Raw genomic sequence first — 1,788 nt, 5'->3', positions numbered from 1 at the left:
AGCCGCTCGCGGACGGCGACGGCCAGGGACCGGGCCGCGTCCGCGCCGCCGTCGGCGGTGGCCGTCACCACGGCCGTCCCGGCGACGTCCACGGCCGTGCCCGCCAGCCCGGCGGCGCGGGCCGCCGTCGCCTCGTCGCGCAGCCGCTGGTTCTCCCGCTCGGTGGCCTTCATCCGGTCGAGCAACGCGCCGATCCGCTCCGGGAGTTCGGCGCGCGGCGCCTGGAGCTGCTCGGCGATCCGGCCGACCAGGTCGCGCTCCCGGGCCAGGTGGTCGAACGCCTCGATGCCCACCGCCGCCTCCAGCCGGCGCATGCCCGCGCCCACCGAGGACTCCGAGGTCAGCGAGAGGACGCCGATCTGCGCGGACCGCTCCACGTGCGTACCGCCGCACAGTTCGCGCGACCACGCCCCGCCGATCTCGACGACGCGCACCCGCTCGCCGTACGTCTCGTCGAACAGGGCGAGCGCGCCCAGCTCCTTCGCCTCCGGCAGGGTCATCCACCGCACGTCCACCGGCAGGTCGCGGCGGAGCGCCCGGTTGGCGGCCTCCTCCACGTCCCCGCGCACGGCCGGGCCGAGCGCGCCGCGCCACGGGAAGTCCAGCCGCAGGTAGCCGGGGCGGTTGTACGAACCGGACTGCAGCGCCGTCGGGCCGAGCACCTGCCGCAGCGCGGCGTGCAGCACATGCGTGCCCGAGTGCGCCTGCCGGGCGCCGAGCCGCCACTCGGGATCGACCGCCGCGCGCACGGCCCCGCCCGGGGCCAGTTCGCCGGCGGTGACGCGCACCTGGTGCACCACCAGCCCCGGCAGGGGCCGCTGGACGTCCAGGACGTCGGCCTCCACGGACGCCCCGGACAGCCGGCCCGCGTCGCTGTCCTGGCCGCCGGACTCGGCGTAGAACGGCGTCCGGTCGAGGACGGCGGTCACCACGTCACCGGTGCGGGCCACCGGCACCGGGCCCGCGGGGCCGAGGAGGGCGAGGACGCGCGCGTCGGTCTCCAGGGCCTCCCACGCCCGCCAGTCCGTCGGCCCGTGCTCGGTGAGGACCGCCCGCAGCGCGGCCGTGTCGGCGGCACCGGACTTGCGGGCCCGGGCGTCGGCGCGGGCCCGCTCCCGCTGGGCGTTCATGAGTGCGGTGAAACCCTCGCGGTCGACCTCCACGCCCTGCTCGGCGGCCATCTCCAGGGTCAGGTCGATCGGGAACCCGTAGGTGTCGTGCAGCAGGAACGCCTGACGGCCCGGCAGCGACCGCCCGCCCGCCGCCTTCACCTCGGCGACGGCCGTGTCCAGGACGGTGGTGCCCTGCTTGAGGGTGTCCCGGAACGCGTCCTCCTCGCCGTACGCCTGGTCGGCGATGCGCGCGAACCCCTCGGCCACCTCGGGGTAGCTCACGGCCATGAGGTCGCGGGCCACCGGCAGCAGCTCCGGGAGCGCGCGGTCCTGGTGGCCGAGCTGCCGCATGGACCGGACCGCGCGGCGCAGGATCCGGCGCAGCACGTAGCCGCGGCCCTCGTTGCCGGGCGCGGTGCCGTCGGCGAGCAGCATCAGCGCCGTGCGGACGTGGTCGGCGACGACGCGCAGCCGCACGTCCGCCTCGGCGTCGGCGCCGTACCGGACGCCCGCCAGCTCGGCGGCGCGGTCGAGGACCGGGCGGGTCTCGTCCGTCTCGTAGAGGTTGTCGACGCCCTGGAGCAGGGTCGCCATGCGTTCCAGGCCCATGCCGGTGTCGATGTTGCGGCGGGGCAGCTCGCCGAGGATCGGGTAGCCCGACTTGCCGGGGCCCTCG

The 1,788-nt window shown here is 76.9% G+C and carries 1 protein-coding gene; it reads right to left on the bottom strand.

Annotation, left to right across the window (positions count from 1 at the left end; genetic code table 11):
- Positions 1-1,788, bottom strand: a 1,788-nt coding sequence (gene alaS / locus JNW98_RS34920; RefSeq protein ID WP_223772290.1) for an alanine--tRNA ligase, incomplete at both ends; no start/stop codon positions are given.

It is taken from the genome of Streptomyces huiliensis (genome assembly GCF_020037025.1).
In the GTDB taxonomy this organism is placed as follows: domain Bacteria; phylum Actinomycetota; class Actinomycetes; order Streptomycetales; family Streptomycetaceae; genus Streptomyces; species Streptomyces huiliensis.
This window is presented reverse-complemented; position numbering and strand designations above follow the sequence as displayed.